General features: G+C 59.6%; 23 protein-coding genes. 14 read left to right on the forward strand and 9 right to left on the reverse strand.

Annotated elements, in window-relative coordinates:
* Window positions 1-147: 147 nt before the first annotated feature.
* The 4 genes from AC1RTQ_RS09385 to AC1RTQ_RS09400 all read right to left on the reverse strand — a co-directional run bounded on the left by AC1RTQ_RS09385 (window position 148) and on the right by AC1RTQ_RS09400 (window position 3,040).
* On the reverse strand, window positions 148-786 hold the full coding sequence (locus AC1RTQ_RS09385; protein ID WP_492875176.1) for a hypothetical protein: 639 nt from the start codon (window positions 784-786) through the stop codon (window positions 148-150).
* Window positions 749-1,240: a VC1465 family Xer recombination activation factor gene (locus AC1RTQ_RS09390; protein ID WP_492875178.1), complete on the reverse strand. Its 492-nt coding sequence runs from the start codon at window positions 1,238-1,240 to the stop codon at window positions 749-751. The genes AC1RTQ_RS09385 and AC1RTQ_RS09390 overlap by 38 nt, the downstream gene beginning before the upstream one ends.
* Window positions 1,241-1,768: 528 nt before the next feature.
* Window positions 1,769-2,533 (reverse strand): hypothetical protein, encoded by a 765-nt coding sequence (locus AC1RTQ_RS09395; protein WP_492875180.1) that lies wholly within the window; start codon window positions 2,531-2,533, stop codon window positions 1,769-1,771.
* 57 nt (window positions 2,534-2,590) lie between these two features.
* On the reverse strand, window positions 2,591-3,040 hold the full coding sequence (locus AC1RTQ_RS09400) for a hypothetical protein (protein ID WP_302090779.1): 450 nt from the start codon (window positions 3,038-3,040) through the stop codon (window positions 2,591-2,593).
* Window positions 3,041-3,389: 349 nt separating this feature from the next.
* On the opposite strand from AC1RTQ_RS09400, the gene AC1RTQ_RS09405 reads away from it, so the two are divergent.
* From AC1RTQ_RS09405 to AC1RTQ_RS09425, 5 genes are all read left to right on the forward strand, one after another.
* A complete protein-coding gene (locus tag AC1RTQ_RS09405; RefSeq protein ID WP_492875182.1) occupies window positions 3,390-3,662 on the forward strand; it encodes a hypothetical protein in 273 nt (90 codons plus the stop codon).
* Window positions 3,663-3,778: 116 nt separating this feature from the next.
* Window positions 3,779-4,474, forward strand: coding sequence for a hypothetical protein (locus AC1RTQ_RS09410; RefSeq protein WP_326999577.1), 696 nt, complete (start codon window positions 3,779-3,781; stop codon window positions 4,472-4,474).
* Between the two features lie 119 nt (window positions 4,475-4,593).
* Window positions 4,594-4,827 (forward strand): hypothetical protein, encoded by a 234-nt coding sequence (locus AC1RTQ_RS09415; protein ID WP_492875184.1) that lies wholly within the window; start codon window positions 4,594-4,596, stop codon window positions 4,825-4,827.
* A 79-nt stretch (window positions 4,828-4,906) separates the two neighbouring features.
* Window positions 4,907-5,323, forward strand: a complete 417-nt coding sequence (gene gloA, locus AC1RTQ_RS09420; protein ID WP_003079160.1) for a lactoylglutathione lyase — start codon at window positions 4,907-4,909, stop codon at window positions 5,321-5,323.
* Between the two features lie 145 nt (window positions 5,324-5,468).
* Window positions 5,469-5,996 (forward strand): nuclear transport factor 2 family protein, encoded by a 528-nt coding sequence (locus AC1RTQ_RS09425; RefSeq protein ID WP_492875186.1) that lies wholly within the window; start codon window positions 5,469-5,471, stop codon window positions 5,994-5,996.
* A 77-nt stretch (window positions 5,997-6,073) separates the two neighbouring features.
* Here the strand turns inward: AC1RTQ_RS09425 and AC1RTQ_RS09430 are convergent, their stop codons facing one another.
* Complete coding sequence (locus AC1RTQ_RS09430) at window positions 6,074-6,598, reverse strand: OmpA family protein (RefSeq protein ID WP_492875188.1); 525 nt, start codon at window positions 6,596-6,598, stop codon at window positions 6,074-6,076.
* A 301-nt stretch (window positions 6,599-6,899) separates the two neighbouring features.
* Between AC1RTQ_RS09430 and AC1RTQ_RS09435 the strand changes: the two genes are divergently transcribed.
* Together AC1RTQ_RS09435 and AC1RTQ_RS09440 are read left to right on the forward strand one after the other, a co-directional pair.
* Window positions 6,900-7,529, forward strand: a complete 630-nt coding sequence (locus AC1RTQ_RS09435) for a gamma-glutamylcyclotransferase (protein WP_492875190.1) — start codon at window positions 6,900-6,902, stop codon at window positions 7,527-7,529.
* A 102-nt stretch (window positions 7,530-7,631) separates the two neighbouring features.
* Window positions 7,632-8,243 (forward strand): superoxide dismutase family protein, encoded by a 612-nt coding sequence (locus AC1RTQ_RS09440; protein WP_492875192.1) that lies wholly within the window; start codon window positions 7,632-7,634, stop codon window positions 8,241-8,243.
* A gap of 134 nt (window positions 8,244-8,377) precedes the next feature.
* Here the strand turns inward: AC1RTQ_RS09440 and AC1RTQ_RS09445 are convergent, their stop codons facing one another.
* Window positions 8,378-8,992: a nucleotidyltransferase family protein gene (locus tag AC1RTQ_RS09445; protein ID WP_492875472.1), complete on the reverse strand. Its 615-nt coding sequence runs from the start codon at window positions 8,990-8,992 to the stop codon at window positions 8,378-8,380.
* A 34-nt stretch (window positions 8,993-9,026) separates the two neighbouring features.
* On the opposite strand from AC1RTQ_RS09445, the gene pdxH reads away from it, so the two are divergent.
* Window positions 9,027-9,674 carry a pyridoxamine 5'-phosphate oxidase gene (gene pdxH / locus AC1RTQ_RS09450; protein WP_492875194.1) on the forward strand — a complete coding sequence of 216 codons (648 nt, stop codon included), beginning with the start codon at window positions 9,027-9,029 and terminating at the stop codon, window positions 9,672-9,674.
* Between the two features lie 144 nt (window positions 9,675-9,818).
* Entirely contained in the window at window positions 9,819-10,898 is a 1,080-nt protein-coding gene (locus AC1RTQ_RS09455; protein ID WP_492875196.1) for a tyrosine-type recombinase/integrase, read from the forward strand.
* Window positions 10,899-10,958: 60 nt separating this feature from the next.
* Here AC1RTQ_RS09455 and AC1RTQ_RS09460 read toward each other — a convergent pair whose 3' ends face one another.
* From AC1RTQ_RS09460 to msrA, 3 genes are all read right to left on the reverse strand, one after another.
* On the reverse strand, window positions 10,959-13,094 hold the full coding sequence (locus AC1RTQ_RS09460; RefSeq protein WP_492875198.1) for a TonB-dependent receptor domain-containing protein: 2,136 nt from the start codon (window positions 13,092-13,094) through the stop codon (window positions 10,959-10,961).
* Window positions 13,095-13,254: 160 nt separating this feature from the next.
* Window positions 13,255-13,761: a hypothetical protein gene (locus AC1RTQ_RS09465; RefSeq protein WP_492875200.1), complete on the reverse strand. Its 507-nt coding sequence runs from the start codon at window positions 13,759-13,761 to the stop codon at window positions 13,255-13,257.
* Between the two features lie 91 nt (window positions 13,762-13,852).
* Window positions 13,853-14,389, reverse strand: a complete 537-nt coding sequence (msrA, locus tag AC1RTQ_RS09470; RefSeq protein WP_492875202.1) for a peptide-methionine (S)-S-oxide reductase MsrA — start codon at window positions 14,387-14,389, stop codon at window positions 13,853-13,855.
* A gap of 198 nt (window positions 14,390-14,587) precedes the next feature.
* Here msrA and AC1RTQ_RS09475 point away from each other — a divergent pair, with 198 nt between their 5' ends.
* The 5 genes from AC1RTQ_RS09475 to AC1RTQ_RS09495 all read left to right on the forward strand — a co-directional run bounded on the left by AC1RTQ_RS09475 (window position 14,588) and on the right by AC1RTQ_RS09495 (window position 21,849).
* On the forward strand, window positions 14,588-15,868 hold the full coding sequence (locus AC1RTQ_RS09475) for an efflux RND transporter periplasmic adaptor subunit (protein ID WP_492875204.1): 1,281 nt from the start codon (window positions 14,588-14,590) through the stop codon (window positions 15,866-15,868).
* Window positions 15,869-19,123 carry an efflux RND transporter permease subunit gene (locus AC1RTQ_RS09480; protein WP_492875206.1) on the forward strand — a complete coding sequence of 1,085 codons (3,255 nt, stop codon included), beginning with the start codon at window positions 15,869-15,871 and terminating at the stop codon, window positions 19,121-19,123.
* Window positions 19,124-19,145: 22 nt separating this feature from the next.
* Entirely contained in the window at window positions 19,146-19,856 is a 711-nt protein-coding gene (locus tag AC1RTQ_RS09485) for a protein-L-isoaspartate O-methyltransferase family protein (RefSeq protein WP_114862508.1), read from the forward strand.
* Between the two features lie 116 nt (window positions 19,857-19,972).
* Entirely contained in the window at window positions 19,973-20,320 is a 348-nt protein-coding gene (locus AC1RTQ_RS09490; protein ID WP_182287019.1) for a rhodanese-like domain-containing protein, read from the forward strand.
* 71 nt (window positions 20,321-20,391) lie between these two features.
* Entirely contained in the window at window positions 20,392-21,849 is a 1,458-nt protein-coding gene (locus AC1RTQ_RS09495) for a TolC family outer membrane protein (RefSeq protein ID WP_492875208.1), read from the forward strand.
* Window positions 21,850-21,857: the final 8 nt, after the last annotated feature.

Raw genomic sequence — 21,857 nt, forward strand, 5'->3', positions numbered from 1 at the left:
GCTTTTGGTTAGGGGCGCCAGGTGGCTGTAACACCGAGCGGCCCCGCTTGAACAACACATTCCTGAGGCAAGCAAGCCCCAGAAGAAGAGGGCATCACACCTGTGAGGTGCAGAGCCAAGGCCACCGCAAAGGCCAGAGCATCAAGATCATTGCGGTCCATCAGACACACTCTGACCGAACATCGGTAGACGCAAAGCTGTCTTCTTGACCTCATTCAGATACCAGCCGTCCTGAGCCTTGGACAACCGGTCAACAAGCAGTTCTTTGAGGTCATCCATGACGCCACAGACCATGTGCGCCATGGTTGCAAACGCTGCATCCTGGTCGCCATCACGCACAGCCTTCAGTTGCTTAGTGGAAGGCTTACCAGCCACCCCCATCTCCTTGAAGAACCACTGAACATCCCGTGCAGCTGCATGCCAGCGAACACATTCCCCCAGAACCTCGGCATCATCAGGATCACCCCAGTTGAAGGTCGTAAACGTAGTAGGGGGCGGCAGGATCAAACGTTCACCTTGCCGCACCAGCTCTGAGGCCATGTTCGACGACATGTCACGAAGCATGGATGCCGTCAATCGAAGACGATGCCACTCATTCGAGTTCAGCTCGACGGCATCAGCCATGGACTGAAGCATTGGCAGCAGCACGTCCGTCGCTTTCACATAGATTCGAACGCCCTGAAGGAACAAAGGGTTCGCCAACGGAGACCACTCCTCAAAACGGCCAGTCTTCTTGCTGCGCTTGAGCTTATCGCCGGGCATAGGCCATCCCATGACGAATTTCATATGGCGGAACACAGTGGGATCTCCCCGTGATTACCAAGGGGGAGGTAATGAGGGGCGCGCCCAGTGCTTCGCTCCCGCGAGCTAAAGCTTGCGCGGCTGCGCCCTGTGCGCGCCCCTGGCTTTCCGGCTCCGTGGCAATGGCCATCTTCGCCTCGAGCGTCCTCAGACGCTCCTGCAGCTCACTGCATATCCTTGCTTGCAGGGTCAGCCGGCCCCACCAAGCACTGTCCGTACCCTCAAACGTACGGCCCTCCGGCGATATCAGCTTGCCGCCATGGAAGCACCAACCTTGCCAAGTTCGACCCGGCAGCTCCATGCGGTTGAGCAAGCGCAGCAGCCTGTACGTTGCATACGGGATGCCGTGCTTGCCGGACTCCCAATTATGTACAGTCCTGGTCGACACATGAAGAAACTTCGCGCACGCAGGCAGATCCATGCCCAGGCTTTGGTACATGGAGCGGAAATTCTGAGCAAGCTGGGAGCGGGTATCACGGTCGTGACGCCTCTGTCCGAACTTCTTCTTTAGAAGATACGATGTATATTATGTTTAATTACAAATGCTAGACTAGTTGTAGCAGTACTCCCTTTCACTGCAGGCATCTCAAGACTGCGCATGCGAAATGTTGGGTGATGTTTAGAGCACCTTATCCCGCACATCTGCCGCATCTTCGATACATCCTTGATGATCTACGCTACAGCGATGCACAGCTCGCTAGGCTCCTAGACCTAAAGCCATCGACCATCAAAAAATATCGGCGCGAGGGGCAAGCTCCTCGCGCCGTTCATTTAGCCCTGTTTTGGGAGTCACGATGAGGAATTTCTACCATCGACGCAATCGCTTTCAATCATGCAGCTGGCAACTATGCACTGGCCGAATCTCTCGAGCGCAAAAATGCTAGGCTTGTCAAGCAAATCTGACCATGAAAAAGGAGCTTGCGAGGCATAAAACCGCATCGGCAAACGCTCCAATTTTCCAAATTGGCTAGCAACCGATACGAAATTGGCGGCCTCGGGCTTCTTTTCGAGCTGCCCTAATGTCATCGAGCTTCTTCATGCCGCATGCATTGACGCGGCATTCTGCATCTAGCGCTCGAATGTGCTGCTCAAGCATTTGGCATTCACTTGGAGTTGAAGAAACAGACCTGGAAGCCACCGGAACGACTTGCTCAGCAGCTATGGCATGGGCTTTATCTCTCTGCTGTCTCGCGATTGCTACTTGCTCATCCCAAGAAACATGGGCGGGAACAGTCACAATCCGATCCATAAAACGACCGTTTACAGAGCATGGCACGCTCTCCCATGTCAGACGATCTTGAAAGTCTTTGCAGAGATAAATTTCCCTAGTCGCGTTTCTGTCTACCGGACGGCTGCTCTGCTGCGCGAGCTGCTGACCACCGTCGCATGGAGAGTTGCTGTAGGTATTCCCACATCGATAGATCTGGCCTGCTGATGGCGTGACCGACCCATCAGGAATTACGGCTTTTGGCGCAATAACTGCTGGTTCAGGTGACTGAATAGCAGTTCGCTGAGGGCCAGCTGCAGGAGGCTTCTTTAAGAATCGAACGATCTCAGTCTGATATCTGTATGCAAGTGCTCCGACTAAAAGTACCGCAATCGTGAGAATGAATTTCCCGAGAAAGCTCATTTCACTGCGGCCACTCGTGAATGGATTATCACGAGGATCTCTTCTGGCATTCAGGTTCTTGTCGTAGCGCTCTTTCCAATAATCTCTGTCTTGTATTCCCATACATCCCCCTCAGTCGGAATCATAGGACAGAGCGCCTCTACCAGTTTTCAGCGTTGGCTAAAAGCGCGGAGGCATTTCGCCATAAATCTCCATAAACCTCTTATGCGCAGCCGCATGAGCATTGGCGCATGTCAGCGTCATCTGGTCTGTCTGACATGCAGCAGATGGCCTGTAAATCTGACTCCATGCTGCTCGCATATCTGCTTCATGCTGCTTCCTTTGCAGTGCATCTGCTGCCTGCTGCCTCTCTCTAGCGACTCTCTCATTAGCGGCGGCCTCACGACGCTGACGATCTTCCTCCGCCTGCTTTCTAGATCGGTCAGCCTGTTGTTTAGCCTGCTTCTGCATCTCGGCAGTCGCCTGCCGAAGTGAATATTCGACCTCCCATGCCATGTATTTGGTGTAAGCCAGTGCGGCCAGCAGTCCACCAATGAAGACGCCCAGCGCTATCTTGAGCACATCAACAAAAAATGTGCTTTCTTTCTCATCGGCCATATAACGAGCCATAGCCACTCCCCTCCTCTTTTCCCAATCATAGGGCGGAGCGCCTACGGCGGTTTGTCTCTCGGGACACGGCGCGAAGGCCCAATCTTTGCTAGGAGCGCGCCACGCGAGGACCCAGGCTTCATCTGGCGGCAACTTGGAACACAAGGCCACAGCAGGCAATCACGGCTTAGGTACCACTACCTGAGAATCAATGCCGGTGGCTCGGTCCACACCCCAGAAGAACTGAACCACGTTCGCGCTCTGCTGGCGCTGGCAGCATGAGATCAGCAACACACAGTGTCGGCTGGCCGGAGCCATTCAGAAATGACCAACACCTGTCCTTTTTTTTCGTATGTGGCAAACTATGATCATGGCTAAAGCACACACACTCACCAAAGCGAAAATGGGCACGATCCCCGCAGGCGGTCGTGTGGTTACTCAATCCGCCGACAAAAGCATATCCAAAGAGGTGGTCGCGCGCAGCTTTGAGAAGAAAATGGCCGCCGCGCGTAAGGCGTCCGTCAACAGCCATCTTGGCTTCGTTGTTCCAAAACTGACAGGCCATGAGGCATTGCACTTCATGCGCAGCGTTGGCGGCTTCGCCTTGTCTAGCAAAGTAAAGACTTCCAAGCCCAAGTCCTGATGGGTCAGATCCTCATTGCGTATCACGGCACCGATGCGACAGTCCGTGATGCACTGGTATCACGACGCACTAGCCCTGTACCTTCGTCCAACCCATATGATTGGCTCTATGACGGAATGTACTTTTTCGAAGGCGACTCAGCCCGCGCCTTAAAGCTTGCTACAGCCTCCAGCAAGCGGCCTCAACACAAGCTCACACGCAACCCTATAGCTACGCCAGCTGTTGTTGGGGCAATTATTGAGATCGATCGCCTGTTTGACCTGACCACGCAGAGCGGGATTGAAAACTTCACCCTCGCTGCGGAACTCATGGTCAAGGCCTATGAAGTCGATGGCAAAGAGCCGCCCAAGAATAAGCCTTCATTTCCGGGTGACACCGAAAATCTTCACCGTGCCTTCGACCGAGAAGTGTGCAAGATGGTTCATGCCTTGCGCAGACATGCAAATACCGAGGCGATAGCTCTGGCGGCTCAGTTATCTCAGTTGCTGGGGCTAAATGAGAGCGGTTCATCCCCGTTGACAGCATCACAGCTGAAGCAACTCGGAGAAGCCACCCTGCAGATTGTCAATACAGCACCGTTTCAAGCTTCGAGGGGTGCATTTGAACAAGGCAAGCAAGTTGACCCATCGAGCGCAATATACGATGACACACACCTCCAGCTCGCGGTGCACGATCTTTCATCCATCAAGGGCTGGTTCCTGTGCCCGGGGGACAAGCTGCTGACCCCGGACGAATTCAGCGCTGCCGAGGATGCCTTGAATGCTGCTAAAGCACTGCGCACAGCCCAGAAGCCCCGTACACGCGCCTCCTGATTGCTCCATGCGTTCTCTCCTTACTTTTTTCTAACCGACTTCAACCTCGCAGCGCGGCTGCAAGTCCACGAGCAGGCCAAATTTATCGACAAGAGCTACCAAAAGCCTATGAAGGCCGCGTGAGCCGCAATATCGTGACTGACGGCTATCAAATCGACTCTCCAACGTTCAACAGTGAAACCGGGATCGTCCCGAAAGAGCAAATTGGGGGACTGGTAAATGTCGATAGCGATGGCTTGCTCTGGCAGTCCACGGTCACTTTGTACGGGACAGCCGTTCTGATGCTGTTGCTCTTCGGCTATGGCATTTCCAGGAGCTTGCGCAAGGGCGAGCGCCACACCGCTCAGGCTTAGAACGAAGCGCTGCCATATCCAAAGAACCTGCCCGAGGCAAATCATACGCAGCTCCGAACCTGCTGGCAAAATGGCGACCATGCGATTCCTCCACACGATGTTGCGCGTTGGCAATCTCCAGCGCTCTATTGACTTCTACACCAACGTCATCGGCATGCAACTGCTGCGCAAGTCCGAGAACCCCGAGTACAAGTACTCGTTGGCCTTTCTTGGCTTCGAAGGTGGTAACCCGGGTCAGGCGGAAATTGAGCTGACTTACAACTGGGGAACCGAGAGCTATGACATGGGCACGGCTTACGGTCATATTGCCCTGGGTGTGCCCGATGCCTATGCAGCCTGCGAGAAGATCAAGGCGGCCGGCGGTAATGTGACCCGTGAAGCAGGTCCCGTCAAAGGCGGCAGTACCGTGATTGCTTTTGTGACGGATCCCGACGGCTACAAGATTGAACTGATTCAACGCAAAGACGACCTGGGCACCGGCACCGGTCTGCGGTGATTCTTTTTCTTCAGATTCCTGGACCGAGCGGCACATGAGTGCCGCTTTTTTTGCCTGAACGGCCTACCTATCGTCCAAACATGGGTTTGCAGGCATTGGCCGGCATTCCAGACTCGGTACTCCAACACCAATCAGGAGACAGGCAATGAGTGACTCGGTTCTGGAGCAACTCCAGCAGCGTTTGCAGCATCTTGAGGATATTCAGTCGATACAGGCTTTGAAGGCCCGGTACTTGCGAGCCTGTGATCAGAAGCAGCCGAATGCCATGCGTGAGTGCTTTGTAGAGCATGGTGCAGTCATCGAAGCCGATGGCTTTCCCTCTTTTACGGATCGCGAAGAATGGGTTGAAACCTTCACCAGACTGGCAGTTGCCAACCCGTCCATCCAGGACATGCACCACGGCCACAACCCTCAGATCAGCTTTAGGGGAGCTGATATTGCAATAGGCTTGTGGGATCTGGAGTTCTGCCAGATCAATGTCAAGGAACGCACCATTGTCAATCTCTCAGGTCAGTACAGTGACGAGTACGAGCGCATCAACGGGTGCTGGCTGATCCGTTCCATGCGCTTTGCACGGGGATCGTTTGTCATGCGCCAGGTCGATGCGGCAGGTATTGAAAGAGTCATTGCCCTGGGCAAGCCTCCAGCAGCTGGATTCATTGAAAACAACTGATCCTTGCTCTGCTGCAAATACCAAAAGCCCGATACAGCGAATGCCATATCGGGCTTTGGACAAGAGAACTGGGTTTATCAGTCGGCCAGAATCACTTCCACACGGCGAGCTTCGGCATTGGAGCCGTCGGCCTGAGATTGCTCGGGCTTCTTCAGCTCGACCTTGTCTTCTGCCACGCCCAGTGCCACCAGAGCGGCCTGGACGGCTTGCGCACGTTGCTTGGCCAGCTCCGCGTTGATTTCAGCACTGCCAGTTGCATCATGGAAGCCGGAAATCACGGCGCGCTTGCCTTCAGCCACGCCCTTGACCACGTTGCTCAACGCTTCGTTGGCGCCAGCGGCCACTTCCGCCTTGCCCGAGACAAAGTAGAACTTGACCACACCGTTTTCCACGATCACGCGGGCAGCCTCTTCAACCACCACCACAGGCACGTTGGTCGCGCTGGGTGCGGACACGGCGGCTTCAACCTTGGGAGCATGGGAAATGCCGCGCTTGTAGACGACGGTGCCGACGACGGTGGAGACAACCAGAGCGATCAGGGCAAACAGAAAACCCAAGGCAAAGCGTTGTTGGCTATCGTCGTCAGAGCTGTTGAAGGACATGAATGAAATCTCCGTATTTGCGGGTGATTATGAAAGTACGAAACCTGTATTCATGACACTTTGCGGCCCGGCTACATGCTTCAGGCTGACAAAGCGACAAAACCACGCATTCTAGGGGGTTGCCGTGAAACGCCCTAACGACTTCCTTCACGGCAATCGCAAAAAAGATTCAAATTTCAGCCACTTCCCACCGGGAAAGCGTTGCTTTTACGCCCTCGTACGCGCACAGGTGCACCGACGGCGCCCTCGCGCGTTATATATCAAAGTCAATTCAGCTCTGAATCCGGTTTGAGGAGTTTCCATGTCCGCCCTGCCTTTGTTGAATCATTCCATGCGTGATGCTGACCAGATGCTGGAGCGGGCTCTGGTGCAGTGGGGCGGTGACGAGGATCTGTGGATTTTTGGTTATGGCTCCCTGATCTGGCGCCCCGAATTTGACTTCAGCGAACGCCGTTCTGCCCATGTACATGGCTGGCATCGTGCGCTGAAAATGTGGAGCACTATCAACCGTGGCACGCCCCAGATGCCAGGCCTGGTGTTTGGCATGCTCTCGGGCGGCAGTTGCCAGGGCATGGCCTTCCGTATTCCGCGAAACCAAGGCGACACCGTGATGCGCAAGCTCTGGTTGCGTGAGATGCCCAATGCCGTCTATGACCCGCGCTGGCTGCCTTGCCGCACGCCGCATGGTGCGGTGAAGGCCCTGGCCTTCACGCTCTCACGCCAAAGCCCGCACCACACCGGCGAGCTGGCGCCGGATGAATACCGGCGCATTTTCTCTCAGGCTCAGGGCATATATGGCACAACGCTGGACTATGCCCAGGCCACTTTTGAGGAGCTGCAGCGGCTGGGCATCGACGACAAGGCGCTCAAGCGCCTGCTGGCCTATGCAGACTTCGAGCAAGCCGATTGCGCGTCTTTTGCTGCTATTTGAAACATAGCTAACAGCGCTTTGCTGTATTGGGTTACAGGGCAAAAGCACTTGAAATTTCGGCGATCCGGGGCACAATGCCCTTTTGAATTCGGAAAGAATGCCATGTCCCCAAACCGTGTTGCCCCCCTCTTTTCGCGCCCTGCTTGGACAGGTCTGGCGCTTGTCGCAAGCTTGGCCATGGCAGCATGCTCCACGACCAGCAACACGGCAGGGCCTTCATCGTCTGAAACGGCTCCTGCAGCAACTCCCGGCAAAGGCGTACAGTCCATTGCACGTCTGGAGGCCACCAAGGGCAGCCAGGTAACGGGTACGGTACAGTTCTTCCCGCAGCCCGATGGCAGCGTTCGAGTACAAGGCCGCGTGGAAGGGCTGGCGCCGAATACCGAGCACGGCTTTCACGTCCACGAAAAAGGCGACTGCTCCAGCGGCGACGGCTTGAGCGCCGGTGGCCACTTCAACCCTGGACAGCAGGCGCACGGCAAATTCGGCGACAGCAAGGCCCATCACATCGGTGACCTGCCCAGCCTGGACGCGGATACCCAGGGCGTAGCAACTATCGATTTTGTGAGCAAGGAGTTCAAACTGGACAGAGGCGGCAACGGCATTCTGGGACGATCGCTGATCGTGCACCATGATCCGGATGACTACACGACCCAGCCCACCGGCAATTCAGGCGCGCGCCTGGCTTGTGCCGTGATTGAGCGCGGCGCCTGAAGCTTGCCGCTCTCGCCTGAACTGGAAAGAGCACCGACGCGCATTTGAAGGGCAAGGCCTGACTGTCGGAACCGTGCCTTGGCTGATACACCTCGACAAATCGAGTCAGGCCCTCCCTCAGGGCTTGTTGACGATCAAGAATTGCGTTCTCGCCAGACCCTACGCGCTTCCTCCAAGGCCTGCACTGTGTCCACATCAAGCACGCAGCCTATGTCATCGCAGTCCCAGCGTTGCAGACGCTGATTCTCTGCCGCATTGCGCACGATGGAGGCCGCGCCCTGATCGCCGCTCAGCAGGGAGAGTGCCTGAGCTGCTGCCCGGCTAAAAGCCACGGGATGACCCTTCCGTCCCTGGTAGAAGGGTTGAATCACATGCAGCCCACGGCTATCCAGCCGCGTTAGCTGCAAGGCCAACTCGTGTAGTGTAGCTGCCTGAACCAAAGGCAAATCTGCCGGCAGGATCAGCCAGCCTTTGGCGCCGGCTGTAGCCTTGACGGCCGCCGCAATGCTGTCGCCCATGCCGGGATGCGGCCCGCATTCCAAATGCCAGGGAAGGCCAGAGGCCTGCACTGCAGCCAGCGTAGTTTGCAAAACAGTTTGCAGGCCCAGCATGGCCTGGAGCTTGTGGCTGGAGCCGCCCGATGCGAGAAAGCGCTCTCCCCTGCCCGCAGCGAGAACCAGCACACAAGGCTGATCCGGATCAACCATGGGAGCGGGCAAAACTTCTTGATTCATATTGCTGTCGAGCATAACGCCGGCTTTGGCTGCGCGGCACAATGTGAACATGAGCAGCCTATCTTCATCCATTGCCAATCTGCGCAAAAGCTATGAACGCGCAGAGCTGAGCGAATCCGCTTCCAACCAGAATCCCCTGCAGCAGTTCGACCAATGGCTGCAGGAAGCCGTGAGAGCCCAGGTACCCGAGCCCAATGCCATGACTGTGGCGACCGTGAGCGGCGACCTGCGACCCAGCACGCGCATCGTGCTTATCAAAGGCTATGACGAGCGTGGCATTGTCTGGTACACCAATTACGACAGCCGAAAGGGCCAGCAACTGGCGGGTAATCCATTCGCTGCCCTGCAATTTCACTGGGTGGAGCTGGAGCGCGTGGTGCGCATCGAAGGCTGTGTGGAAAAAGTCAGCGTCGAGGAAAGCGATGCCTACTTTGCCAGCCGCCCGCTTGATTCAAGAATCGGGGCCTGGGCCAGTCCGCAAAGCCAGGTCATCAGTGGCCGCAGCGTGCTGGTAGCCAATGCCGCCAAATACAGCGCGCAGTTTCTACTCAATCCTCCCCGGCCTCCTCATTGGGGCGGTTTCCGTCTGGTGCCCGAGCGTTGGGAGTTCTGGCAGGGGCGCAAGAGCCGGCTGCATGACCGCCTGAGCTACCGCCAGGAAGGTCCACACTGGATTCGTGAGCGACTGGCGCCCTGAGTTTTGATGGATCCGTCATGAAAATGTGAGGGCGCTGCGACAGAAAGCGCCCTCTTCGCTGTTTACTTCAGGCTTAGTGGTTAAGTGAATATATTCTTGTGGGTAGTGATAACTACTTCATGTAAGTTACATTAAACTCATCATATGCAAGACAAAAACATTCCGGATCCGCAGTCTCCAGATCCCTCCACACTGCCAACTGGAAGCCAGCTGTTTCGGGACTGGCTCGAGCATGAGGGCAGCAAGAGCTGGGATGCTCTGGACACCTCTCCAGACGGCAATTATGAAAAAGTCTGGCAGGCCTGGTTGATGCATCTGTCCGGACAGGCTGCTATCGCCGACAAGGAGCGCCCTGCCCGCAGGCCGCGTTCTTCAAAGTCCTGGCATCAGGCCACCGAGCTGGATGTGCAGAGCTTCTTGCAGATACGCGATGGCCAACGTGCGCACCACCACCCGGAGCGCAAGATCAGTCCGGTCACCCGCCGCCGCTACTGGCGGCTGCTGGAGCGCATCTACGACCATGCGATGGAGCATGGCTGGATCAGCGCCAACCCCGCAACCGGTCTTGAGCCAGCCGAACGCCCGCCCTCCGAAGACGGCAAGGGCCATTGCCTGCCTCCCCTGCTCTGGCAGTCACTGCCAAGGCACTTCCCCGGCGCCGACGGTTATCAGGACGCACGCGATCGCGCCATCGTGCTGCTACTCTACGAGATGGCTCTGGCCCCCGAAGAGGTGCGCTGCCTGCTATGGAAGAACCTGCTTTCAAGCGCAAATCAGGTCTGGATTGGCAGCTCGGAAAGCATTGCGAGCGGAGAGTCTCCCCTGCCCCGTTATCTGCAGATAGAAGGCGGCAGAAATGCTCAGCAACGCATGCTTGAGCTGCCCGACTCCGTGGCCCAGGCCTTGCAAAGCTGGAGAAGATTCAGCGCCGCACAGCGCGGGCCGTCGGTGATCGACGGCAACCATATCGTCTTCTATTCGCGCCGTGGCGGCGAACTCTCGGTACGCATGCTGTTCCATGTGGCCTCGCAGATCATTCAGCGGGCCCATCAGGCCCAGCCCGAGGACAGCCAGAAATTTCCGCTGCAGCGCGTGGGGCCGCAGGTCTTGCGCAACACGGCTATCGTGCAATGGCTGCGCGCCGGTATCCCCGAATCGGAAGTGATTGCCAGGATAGGCGTGGACAGCACTCGTTCCCTACGCCATCTGCAGCACTATCTATAGCCATGGCATCCGGCCCAGGCTCAAACCTGGGTCGGATGCCATGCCTCACCTAGAGCCGGATCAGAAGTCCATTCTCAGACCGACCACCAGATTGCGCCCCGTCAACGGGGCAGCACTCTTGATGAACGAGGTTGCAGCGTAGGCCAGACGGTTGGTCAAGTTCTGACCCTTGACATAGAACTGCCACTGGTTGCCACCACTCTTCCAGAGGTAGCTGGCGCCCAGGTTCAGCATGCCGTAGCCCGGCGTCTGGGTTTCGTACTGGGCCGTGCGATTCTGGCGCAGCACCTGGGTCCATTCAGCCATGGTGTCCCAGCCGGCCAGACGCGCATTCACACGCAAGCCGGCACGCAAGGCCGGAATGCGAGGCAGCGCAGAGCCGTCTTCCAGACGCGCACGCACGCCGTCGCCAAACACACTCAGGCTCAACTCGCGACTCAGGCGCTGGCTCAGCTGAGCCTCCCAGCCCGTAAAGCGCGCATTGCCCTGGCTGTATTGCAGCAGTTGGAGCCCTTCATGGGCATCCAGCGTGGCCCCGTAGATATAGCCCTTGATGCGGTAGTGATAGGCATTGAACTTCCAGGTCGTATCACCGGCCGTCTTGGCCAGCCCCAGATCCAGCGCCTGCGAGCGCTCACGCGACAGATTGGGATTGCCGATCTCGTAGGTTGCCGTGGCCATGTGCAGGCCGTTGGCAAACAGCTCTTCGGCCGTGGGCATGCGGCTGCCGCTGGTGAATGAGGCAGATGCGCTATAGCCGGGCTGGAATTTCCAGACCGTGCCCAGCGACGCCGAAGTGGCGCTATGGCTGCGCCGCTCGTTGCTCAGTTCGGCCTCCACACGCTGGCGGTCGTGGCGCAAAGCGCCCTGGAAACTCCAGTCCTGCCAACGGTATTCCTCAAGCAGATACAGGCTGTGGCGCTGGGTATCCGTGGGCTGCACATAGGCCTCCTGGCCCGTGGCGCTGAAGCGGCGCTTGAGGGTCTGAAGACCCAGCGTGCCACGCCATCCGGCGATGGGCTCATGCTCCATTTCCAGACGCAGATCATGGGCCTTGTTTCTGAACTGGGTGGCCACGCTGCCGTCCTCGATCTCGTCGTGGCGGTAATTGGTCAGGCCACCGCGCAGACGCAGCGCGGCAATACCGGCGGTGGGCTTGCGCCATTCGCCACGCAGATCCCAGCGCTCGCTGGTCAGATCGACCACGGGCACGCTGCCGCTTTCCTCATGACCATGATCATGGTCATGCCCGTCATGGGAGCCGCAATGCAGATGATCGCCATGTGCGTGGCAGCCTTCGAAGCTGTGCTGATGGCCGGGCAATCCGTACCTGGCCTGCTGGCGCGTATAGGCCAGGCCCAAATAGCCCTGATTGCCCACCCAGGACAGGCCCACGCTGCCCGTATTGCCGCGACTGAAGCTGCCCGGAACCTTGCTCTGGCCCCAGCCGCTGCCCACGCGATAGTCGCCCGCGTTGCGCGCCACGCCTTCGGCATGCAGCACCAGTTGGCCGTTATCGTTCTTCAGCGGCGTGGCCGTGGTCAGGGAGAACGCGCCTGCCGCCATGCCTGCAGCCGTGCCGGCCTGCACCTCTGCGGAGCCTTCAATCCCTTTTTCAGGAACGCTGGTGGGCACTTTGCCATCCAGCACATTCACCACGCCCCCCATGGCGCCGGGGCTGTAGAGCAAGGCCGAAGGGCCGCGCAGCACTTCGATCTGCCTGGCCAGCAGCGGCTCGGTGGTCACCGCATGGTCGGGGCTGACGGTCGATGCATCGAGCAACTCCGAGCCATCGCTGAGCACGGAGACCCGCGCACCATCCATGCCGCGAATCACGGGACGGCTGGCTCCCGCACCAAAATGGCTGGCATTGATGCCAGGCTCGGCCGCCAGGGTCTCGCCCAGGGTTGCCGCGCGGCGCAGGCGTAGTTCCTCTTCGCCGAGCACCTGAACGGGCGTGGCCATATCGCCGGCGGCCATGCCGGTCGCCGACACGGTCACCTCGGCCAGGCTGGACTCCTGCTTGGCCGCATCGGACTGCGCAAAGGCCAGGGGTGAACAGGCCAGCAGGCCCAGGCCTGTGCCCAGGGCCAGCCCGCGCCCTGCTGGCTGCAGCGCCTCGATGGCGCGGGCCAGAGCCGACTTGGGAGAGCGGAGCAAGGAATGGGCAGAAGAATTCGAAAAACGATGAGACATCTCAGTTCCACAAACAACCGTGCGCACGCAGACCATCAAAGAAAGTACGCACGGAAATTCAATAAAAACAGCCTTAATCGCTTATGTATAAAGCGGTTACAGCTATCAATTCTGAAGTTTCTGGTGTAGGTAACAAACCATGCCGCAGCATGGCTTCAACCTAGGCCAGGGAGCTGAGAGACAGAGGGGGCGCGCGTGCAGCCAGCGGCGCTGCAATAAAGACGGCTCTGGGCGCAGGAGCAAAAGGCCGGGGGATGAAGCTGTCAGGTGGCGGCGCACTGAAAGCGAGTACGGCCACAGGCCCGGCATAGCCATGATTGGCCTGGTCCAGCAGCTGGCATTCTGCCGGTCCGTGACCGGCAAACAGCGCATGCACCCAGGACAGGTCCGAGGCGCAGCTGCTGCGGTCGACCAGGCAGTCTCCCGCCGCTTCAGCAGAGGCTGCCGATAGAGCCGGTGCCGCATGGCTGTGCACCGCATAGACCTTGCCCCCGGGGGCGCTGCCCAGGTGAACGGCACGGTGCATCTGGCCCAGCATCGGCCCCAGAACCATGGTCAGGGCCAGCAGGCCCATCAACCAGCGCATCACCCAGATTTCGCGCAGGCACATGCGGCCGTCAGCAGGGGCTGAACGACTGGGTCGGCGCAGATGGGAGTGAAGTGACACGTTAAGGAACTAAATCGATCTCGGGCGGCGCGAAAGCAGCCAAGGGTTGCAAAGTGTATCTGCACTGCAGGCCACGCGCTGAAAGCGCAGCTTAATCCTTGAGCCAGCGCGAGAACACTTTCTGGAATTTCTGCACCTTGGGGCCCACCACGAAAGCGCAGTACCCCTGGCCGGGGTGCTGCAGGAAATAGTCCTGGTGGTAGTCTTCGGCAGGCCAGTAGTTGGTCAGGGGCTCGATCTGGGTGACCATGGGCGCATCAAACGCTTTTTCGTTCTGCATTTCCTGCAGCAATGCCTGTGCCTCGGCCGTTTGCTGCGCATTGGTGGTGAAAATCGCGCTGCGATACTGCGTGCCCACGTCATTGCCCTGGCGGTTCAGCGTGGTCGGATCATGCGTGCCAAAGAAGATCAGCAGCACATCGCGCAGGCTGATGACCGCGGGGTCGAACTCAAGCTTCACCACCTCGGCATGGCCGGTCTGTCCGGTACAGATATCGTCGTAGCCGGGATGATCCAGGTGGCCATTGGCATAGCCGCTCTCCACATCGACAATGCCTCGCACACGGTCGAATACGGCTTCAGTGCACCAGAAGCAACCTCCGCCCAGATAAATGGTTTCCGCTGCCATCACCGGCTCCTCGTTTTTAAGACGCGTCAAGCGTAGCTCAAATCAACTACCCATTTCCACCAATGACAGCGATTGCGGCCCCGCTATGCTGCAGGGCGCCCACTACACTGCTTGCTGCTTTGCAATACAAGCCATGTCCGGCGCACCTACCATGTGGTGCATAGAACAGAAGAAACCTGCCTCAGAGGGATACACACCATGAAGCGTTCCGGCCGCTGGGCCTTGAGTCTGGCCCTGATCGGCTTGCTGGCCATCACAGGCTGGCGCGCAGTCGTCAATCTGCAGCATAAAAAGCAGGCCGCGACCCATGCAGCGGTGCCGCTGGAGCTGCCCATACAGCTGACTGCCCAGGAGGTTCTGACGGCCCAGCCCCTTCAACTTGCCTTGAGCGTTCCCCTCAACGGCGTCGTTCAGGCGGTGGACTCGGCCGTGGTCAAAGCCTATGTCGCAGGCGAGCTGCGCGGCCTGACGGTACGCGAAGGCGATAGTGTCAGCAAGGGCCAGCAGCTGGCGCGCGTCGACGCCACGGAGGCCGAGGCACGCTGGCGTCAGGCTCAGCAGCAGGCCGATGCTTCCAGAGCCCAGCTGGCGATTGCCCAGCGCAATCAGGACAATAATGCAGCCCTGGTGCAAAAAGGCTTTATCTCCACCACGGCGCTGCTGACCTCCCAGGCCAATCTGGATTCGGCCCGCGCCAATCTGGCCGCCGCCCAGGCCGCAGCCGATGCGGCCCGCAAGGCCGTCACGGACGCCGTCATCACCAGCCCCATGAGCGGTCAGATCGCCCAGCGCTTTGTCCAGAACGGCGAGCGCGTCGGTGTGGAAGCGCGCATCGTCGAAGTCGTCGATCCAGGCAAGCTGGAAATCATGGCCCAGCTCGCTCCCGCAGATTCGGTACAAGTCCAGGTCGGCCAGATGGCCGAGCTGCAAGTGCCCGGTGCCCCCCAGGATATGACGGTCATCAGAGCCAAGGTGGTGCGCATCAATCCCAGCGCCCAGACCGGCTCGCGCACCGTGGCGGCCTATCTGGCCGTACAAGCGGACGAAGCCACCAAAAACAATAGCAGTCAGCGTTCACCCCAGTTGCGCCCCGGCCTGTTTCTGCAGGGAAGCCTACTGACCGGCAACGCCAGCCAACTGGCCGTCCCGCTGGCCGCCGTGCGCACCGACAAACCCCTGCCCTATGTGCAAGTGCTGCAAGCCGGCAAGTCGGCCGTGGCCGCGCCGGAGCGTACCCAGGACATGGCTGACCGCACAGAGCTTCGCGTGATCCACAGGGCTGTTGAGCTGGGTCGCCAGTCCGCCCATGAAGGCGCAACCTGGGTTCAAATCCTTAAAGGCCTGAATGCGGGCGACCGGATACTGGCCGGCAGCACCGGCGGTCTGCGCGAAGGAACGCTGGTCGAAGTGTCGAGCCAAGCTGCCGTTACGGCCCCCGACGCCAAGGCGGCGGATGCAGATCGCCCCGGGAGCCCATAAATGTGGTTCACGCGCATCAGCCTGAAAAACCCGGTGCTGGCCACGATGCTCATGCTGGCATTTGTGGTGCTGGGCATTTTTTCTTACCAACGGCTCAAGGTCGACCAGTTCCCGAACATCGAGTTTCCCGTCGTGGTGGTGACCGTCGAGTATCCGGGAGCCTCGCCCGAGATCGTGGAGAGCGAAGTCACCAAGAAGATCGAGGAAAGCGTCAACTCGGTCGCCGGCATCAATGCCCTGACCTCGCGCAGCTACGAAGGCACCAGCGTCGTCATCATCGAGTTCCAGCTGCATATAGACGGCCGCCGCGCTGCCGACGATGTGCGTGAGAAGGTCGCCGCAGTGCGTCCCACTCTGCGTGACGAGGTCAAGGAGCCGCGCGTCATCCGTTTCGACCCGGCCAGCACGGCTGTCTGGTCGCTGGCCGTGCTGCCAGACCCCCATGCCCTGCATGGCGAGACCGCCCCCGATGGCCAGAGCGTGACGCCGCCCGATGCGGTTGCACTGACCAGCTGGGCCGATCAGGTGCTGAAAAAGCGGCTGGAGAATGTGCGCGGCGTGGGTGCCGTGAACATGGTGGGAGCCACCAAGCGTGAGATCAATGTCTATCTGGACCCGCGGGCGCTCGAGGCCTACTCCATCACCCCCGAGCAGGTTGCCCAGGCGGTGCGTGCCGAGAACCAGGACCTGCCCGTGGGGGCTATCCGCTCCAAGGCCCAGGAACGCGTGGTGCAGATCGATGCCCGCATTCAGCGCCCCGAGGAATTTGCCCGCATCATCGTGGCCTACCGCAACGGTGCCCCGATCCGCGTCGGCCAGTTGGCCCGCGTGCAGGACGATGCGCAGGAGCTGCAGACCCTTGCGCTGTACAACGGCAGCCGCACTCTGCTGATGTCCGTGCAAAAGGCCCAGGACGAAAACACCATCGAGGTGGTCGACGGCCTGAATGCAGCCATCAAGTCCATCGCCCCCGAGCTGCCGCCCGGCGTGCGCCTGCAGGCAATTGCCGACAACTCGCGCGCCATCCGCGTGGGCGTGGACAACGTGCGCCAGACGCTGATCGAGGGTGCCTTGCTCACGGTGCTCATCGTGTTTCTGTTCCTGAACTCCTGGCGCTCCACGGTGATCACGGGACTGACGCTACCCATCGCGCTGATCGGTACCTTCCTCTTCATGTACTGGTTCGGCTTTTCCATCAATATGGTCACACTGATGGCGCTCTCGCTGTGCGTGGGCCTGCTGATCGACGATGCCATCGTGGTGCGCGAGAACATCGTGCGCCATGTACAGATGGGCAAGAACGCCTATCAGGCAGCCATGGAAGGCACGCAGGAAATCGGGCTGGCCGTGCTCGCCACCACGCTTTCCATCGTCGCCGTATTTCTGCCCATAGGTTTTATGGGCGGCATCATCGGCAAGTTTTTCCATGAGTTCGGCATCACCATCGTGGCTGCCGTTCTGATCTCCATGTTCGTCAGCTTCACGCTGGACCCCATGCTCTCCAGCGTTTGGCATGACCCGGCGATTCACGCCCATGGCGAGCATGGCAACAAAAGCCTGTACGACCGCACACTGGGGCGAGTGACGGCCTGGGTGGAGCGCATGAGTGACCGGCTCTCGGACTTCTACCAGGGCATACTGCGCTGGTCGCTGGCCCACAAGCTACTCACCCTGGCGCTGGCATTCGTTATTTTCATAGCTAGCATCGCGCTTGTACCGCTGCTTGGCACCGAATTTGTGCCCAAGGCAGACTTTTCGGAAACTTCGATCAGCTTCAACACCCCCGAAGGCTCCTCGATCGAAGCCACCGAAGCCAAGGCCAGACAGGTGACGGAGATATTGCGCGCCTTGCCCGAGGTGCGTTACACGCTGACCACCATCAACACCGGCAATGCCAACGGCAAGAACTACGCCAATATCTATGTGCGACTGGTTGACCGCCATCAGCGCAGCCGCAATGTGGACGAGATTTCGGCCTACCTGCGGCCCAGGCTGCAGGCGATTGCAGGCATCAAGCTCACCCATGTGGGCCTGCGCGAGGCCGTGGGCGGGCAAAAGCAGGTCGAGTTCTCACTCATGGGCCCGGACCTGGACGAACTGGCCCGCCTGAGCCAGATCGTGCAGGAGCGAATCGACGATATTCCGGGCCTGGTCGATTTGGACTCCAGCCTCAAGCCCAACAAGCCCATGGTCAAAATCGAGGTCCATCGCGATGCAGCGGCCGACCTGGGTCTGTCGATAGGCAATATGGCCAGTGCCCTGCGCACCTGGGTCGCGGGCCAGACCGTGGGCAACTGGAGGGCTAGCGACGACCAGACCTATGACGTGAACGTGCGGCTCGAGCCCGAGGCGCGCACCACGCCCCAGGACCTGGAGCGCCTGCCGTTTGCACTGTCTGCAGGAGATGGCAGCATGCGCATCGTGCGCCTCAACCAGGTTGCCAGCGTGGTGGACAGCACCGGCCCCAGCCAGATCAACCGCCGCAACCTCAACCGCGAGGTAGCCATCAACGCCAATGTCTATCTGCGCAGCACAGGCGAGGTCACGGCCGATATCAAGCAGGCGCTGGCCACCGTGCCCATGCCGCCCGGCTACAGCTACCATTTCAGCGGTGCGGCCAAGAACATGGCCGAATCCTTTGGCTACGCGATTTCCGCGCTGCTGCTGGCCATCATCTTCATCTACATGATTCTGGCCAGCCAGTTCAAGAGCTTTCTTCAGCCCCTGGCGCTCATGACCTCGCTGCCGCTGACACTGATTGGCGTGGTGCTGGCCCTGATGATGTTTGGCTCGGCCCTGTCCATGTTCTCCATCATCGGCGTGGTCATGCTCATGGGTCTGGTGACCAAGAACGCGATTTTGCTGGTGGACTTTGCCATTCGCGCCCGTGAGCCCCGCACCAACGATGCCAGCGGCCAGACCGAACCGGGCCTGCCGCGCAATGAAGCGCTGCTGCTGGCGGCACGGGTACGCCTGCGCCCGATCCTGATGACCACGCTAGCCATGATCTTCGGCATGGTGCCGCTGGCCTTTGCGGTCACCGAGGGCTCCGAGCAACGCGCCCCCATGGGCCAGGCTGTGATTGGCGGCGTCATCACTTCCTCGCTGCTGACACTGGTCGTGGTGCCCGTGGTGTACTGCTATCTGGATGATTTTGCCAACTGGATGCGCCGTAAATGGTCTGGCGCCCCCTCAAAAAGCGCTGAGCCGCCGCAAGAAGCCTCCGAGGCTCGTAGAATCGATGGTTTGTCCTGATAAGTCTTTCCCCGGAGATACCATGGCCCTGCCAATGAATGCCCAAGTGGACCCGCGCGATGTGCACGCGCAGGCTCGTTTCAACATGATCGAACAGCAAATCCGTCCCTGGAACGTGCTGGACGAGTCCGTGCTGGAGCTGATGGGCAAGGTCCACCGTGAAGACTATGTGTCGCCCGAATACGCGAACATGGCCTATATGGACATTGAAGTCCCCCTGAAGGGCACTGCCGAAGAAGCTGCAGCCAAAGGCTGGCACATGCTGGCACCCAGGATCGAAGCGCGCATGCTGCAAGACGTGAAGATCAAGCCCACCGACCGCGTGCTCGAGATCGGTACCGGCTCCGGCTATATGGCAGCCCTGCTGGCCGCCCAGGCCAAGGAAGTCGTGACGCTGGAGATCGACCCCGAGCTGGCCGAAATGGCCCGTGAGAATCTGCTCAGCGCCGGCGTCAAGAATGTCGAAGTCAAGCTGGCCAACGGTGCCACAGCCTCCCTGGCTCAGGGTGCGTTTGACGTGATCGTGCTCAGCGGCTCGGTGGCTCAGGTCCCCGACGCCCTTTACGCCCAGCTCAACGAAGGCGGCCGCATTGCCGCCATCGTCGGTCACATGCCCGTGATGCGCTTCACGCTGGTGACCAAGAACGGCAACAACTTCGAAGTCCAGCAACCCTGGGATACCGCTGCCACACGCCTCGTGGGCTTTGAAGAGCCTTCGCGCTTCTCGTTCTAAACGCTTGTTGCGTTCGCCCTGCTTTATGCAACCGTCACTTCGGTGCATCCGGCAGGGCCTGTCTTTCAGTGTCAGGGCCTGCCCGCAGATTCGACGGCCGGCCACCAGGAGTTTTTATGTTGACCCAGGTCTTGCCCGCCCAGTTCCAGCAATGGCTGGCTTCTCATGCCGCTAACGGCGTCAAGCCCGTAGTGCTGGATGTGCGCGAACCCTGGGAAGTCACGCTGGCCAGCATTCAGCCCGGTGAAGGCTTCGAGTTGCGCTGCATTCCCATGCACGATATCCCCGGCCGCCTGCAGGAGCTGGACCCCGACCACCCCGTTGCCTGCCTGTGCCACCATGGCGCCCGCAGCATGAGCGTAGCGGCCTTCCTGGTCAACAACGGTTTCGAGGACGTGAGCAATATCACGGGGGGCATTGATGCCTGGTCGCTCAGCGCCGACCCCGGCGTGCCCCGTTACTGAAACCGTCCGGCATCCTGCCTTCTGGCTGTTGAGTTCCTCGTTGTGATCAAGACCGTCCAAACCTGACATCTATGACCAAGCTGCCCAGGCCCCTGCAAGCCCCCTCCGCCCACGCGCTGCGTGCCATTTCCTTGGGAGTTCTGCTGGCATGGGCCGGCGCTCAGACACAGGCCCAGACCTTGTCGGAGCTGGTAGCACAGGCCCGAGGCTATGACGCTTCATGGCAGGCCCAACAAGCCGATGCGAGAGCGGCGGCCAGCCGCGCCGATCAGGCACTGTCCGGGCTGCTGCCCAACGTGGGTCTATCGGCGGGTGCCAACCGCACCCATGTGGACATCCATACCTCCGTGCCCCTACCCGGCATGGCCAGCAGCTTCAACAACACGCAGCAGAACGTGCAGCTCAGCGCCCAGCAGCCGCTGTACCGTCCTGCCAACAAAATTGCCTACGAGCAGGGGCAGCGCGGCGTGGATGTGGCCCAAGCTCAGCTGGATGCAGCTGCACAAAACCTGATCGTGCGTGTAGCCCAGGCTTATTTCGATGTGCTGGCGGCCCAGGACAGCGTGCAGGTGGCCCAGTCGCAAAAGCAGGCCATCAGCACCCAGCTCGAGATGGCCAAGCGCAATTTCGAAGTCGGCACGGCCACCATCACCGATTCGCGCGAAGCCCAGTCCCGCTTCGATCTGGTCACGGCCCAGGAAATCGCTGCGCAAAATGACCTTCAAGTCAAGCGCGTGGCCCTGGATCAGCTCGTGGGCCGCGTCGGCATTCAGCCCACACCGCTGGCTGCGCCGCTGACCCTGCCCAGGGTGGAGCCAGACAATATGCAAGACTGGGTGGACAAGGCACTGGCCGCCCAGCCCCAGTTGCGCCAGGCCCAGCTGGCCCTGGACATTGCCAGGCTGGACACGCAGAAGGCCGAGGCCGGCCACAAGCCCACCGTGGACCTGCAGGCCGGTTATGTGGTCAACCGCTATCCCAACGGCTCCATGACTCCGTCCATTCCCCTGAGCTATCGCACCAACGCTGCCCAGATCGGCGTGGTCATGAACATGCCGCTGTTTGCGGGCTTTGCGGTGCAGAACCGCATCCGGGAAACCGTGGCGCTGGAGGAAAAAGCCCGCGCCCAGCTCGATGATGCCCGCCGCAACGTGGAGCAGGCCACGCGTACCACCTTCCTGGGCGTGCAATCCGGCCAGGCCCAGGTCAAGGCACTGGAGGCCGCGCTCGCCTCCAGTCAGAGTTCGCTGGAAGCCAACAAAATGGGGTATGAGGTTGGCGTGCGCATCAACATCGATGTGCTCAACGCCCAGAGTCAGGTCTACCAAACCGAGCGCGATCTGGCCAATGCCCGCTATCAGGTGCTGCTGGGCCAGCTCAAGCTCAAGCAGGCTGCAGGCGTGCTGACAGATGATGATCTGCGCAGCATTGACAGCCTGACTTTGCCAGCGCCGGTCGTTCAAAAAACCACGCCCCAAACACCCGCAGTACCTGCCCTAGCTGTAGCGCACCAACGCAAAGCACGTTAAGTAGCGAA

This window comes from Comamonas sp. GW821-FHT11H03 (assembly GCF_058807955.1).